Source organism: Mesorhizobium sp. B1-1-5, assembly GCF_006443065.1.
Taxonomy (GTDB): domain Bacteria; phylum Pseudomonadota; class Alphaproteobacteria; order Rhizobiales; family Rhizobiaceae; genus Mesorhizobium.
In genome coordinates this window covers 1-1,851 of sequence record NZ_VFWS01000278.1, presented here as the reverse complement: position 1 = coordinate 1,851, position 1,851 = coordinate 1, and the positions used below count along the sequence as shown (strand labels likewise).

2 protein-coding genes are annotated in these 1,851 nt (G+C 64.8%); one reads left to right on the top strand and one right to left on the bottom strand.

All coding sequences use genetic code 11. The features are described from left to right. On the top strand, positions 1–1,269 hold a 1,269-nt coding region (locus FJ980_RS30385; RefSeq protein WP_140547285.1), incomplete at its 5' end, for a HAMP domain-containing sensor histidine kinase. A 37-nt stretch (positions 1,270–1,306) separates the two neighbouring features. Here the strand turns inward: FJ980_RS30385 and FJ980_RS30380 are convergent. After that, positions 1,307–1,851, bottom strand: a 545-nt coding sequence (locus FJ980_RS30380; RefSeq protein ID WP_181181357.1) for a nicotinate-nucleotide--dimethylbenzimidazole phosphoribosyltransferase, incomplete at its 5' end; no start/stop codon positions are given.

Here is a 1,851-nt window from a genome sequence, read left to right as displayed (position 1 = left end):
ATTCTCTGGGCGCTGTTCACCCTGACCTGCTACACGACGTTGGCTTTCATGGCGCGCCGCGTCGAACGCATGGAAGCGTCCGATCTCAACCCGTTGCAAACCCAGAGAGAATTCCTGTTCGCACATTTCTTGTGCGGCCTCGGCTGGGGCTGGTTCGTCTGGCTCGGCTGCGGTGCCTGCGCGGTCGACCAGTTTCAGGTGGTCAAGGCCGTGGTGCTGCTGCTTGCCATGGCCGGAACCGCTATCATGGCCTCATCCCTGCGCGGGGCGTTGCTGGCGACTTTCGCTGTTCCGGTGACGCTTTACGCCTACGCCGAAATAAGGCTGCGGATGCCGGTCGGGGCGATCATGGCCGTACTGCTCGTCCTTTCGCTGCCTTTCTTTGCCTATGTCGCGCGGAACCTCAACCGCTCCTCCCTGATGCTTTTGTCGTTCCGCTCCGAAAAGGACGCGCTGATCGCCGAAGTCGAGACCGCGAAATCGATGTCGGACGAGGCGCGGCGGCGCGCGGAGGATGCCAATCTGGCGAAATCGCGCTTTCTTGCCTCGATGAGCCATGAATTGCGCACGCCGCTCAACGCTATTCTCGGTTTTTCCGAAGTGATGTCGAACGAAGTGCTGGGGCCGATGAGCAATCCCACGTATCGCGACTATGCCCACGACGTGCACGAATCCGGCCAGCATCTTCTCTACCTCATCAACGAGATCCTCGACCTGTCCCGCATCGAGGCCGGCCGCTACCAGCTCAATGAAGAGCCGGTGATGCTGCTCGGCATTGTCGAGGATTGCTGCCACATGATGGAGTTGAAGGCGCGCAACAAGGATATCCGCGTCATTCAGGATTTCGAACATGCCTTGCCGCGCCTGTTCGCCGACGAGCGCGCGGTGCGCCAGATCACCCTCAACCTCTTGTCCATCGCGATGAAGTTCACCGCTACCGGCGGCGAAATCCGCGTGCGCGTCGGCTGGACGGCCGGCGGCGGACAATACATCTCGGTCAGGGACAACGGCCCCGGCATACCGGAAGACGAGATCCCGGTAGTGCTTTCGGCCTTCGGCCAGGGTTCGATCGCCATCAAGAGCGCCGAACAGGGCACCGGACTTGGTCTGCCGATCGTGCAGGGCCTGCTCGCCATGCATGGCGGCGAATTCCAACTTCATTCCAAGCTGCGCGAAGGCACAGAGGCGATTGCCATCTTCCCGCTGAGCCGGGTAATGGAGGAACTCCCGGCCCTGCCGACCGCGGCGGTCGCGGCGCGTCGGCGTTGACGCGCCTCATGCGTGGAATGAGCGACGAATACTCGGCCTAGCCGCGAACGGCCGCGGCCATGCCCGAACTGGTCCGTGCCGCTGCCTTGATTAGGCCGGCGGCAAGTGCCGCGCCTACTCCCTCGCCGTGGCCGACGCCGAGGTCAAGCAAGGGGCGAAGGCCAAGGCGCTCGGCGGCCTGCGCATGCGCGGGCTCCGGCGACAGGCCGGCGAGAAGGCAATGATCCAGCGCGGCAGGATTGGCGGCATGCAGGACCGCTGCGGCTGCCGTTGCCGCAACTCCGTCGAGCAGCACGGGGATCTTTTGCATCCGTGCCGCAAGGATGGCGCCGGCTATCGCCGCGAACTCACGGCCACCGAGCCGGCGCAGCACCTCCAACGGTTCATCGAGATGGCCGGCGTGGAAAGCCAGCGCCGCATCGACCATCTCCGCCTTGCGCGCCTGCATCGCCGCATCGGCGCCAGAACCCGGGCCGACCCAATCGGCGCCCTTGCCGCCCAACACGGCCGCGAACAGGGCCGCGGCGACGGTGGAATTGCCGACGCCCAGATCGCCGAGGCAAAGCAGGTCGGCGCCGCCGG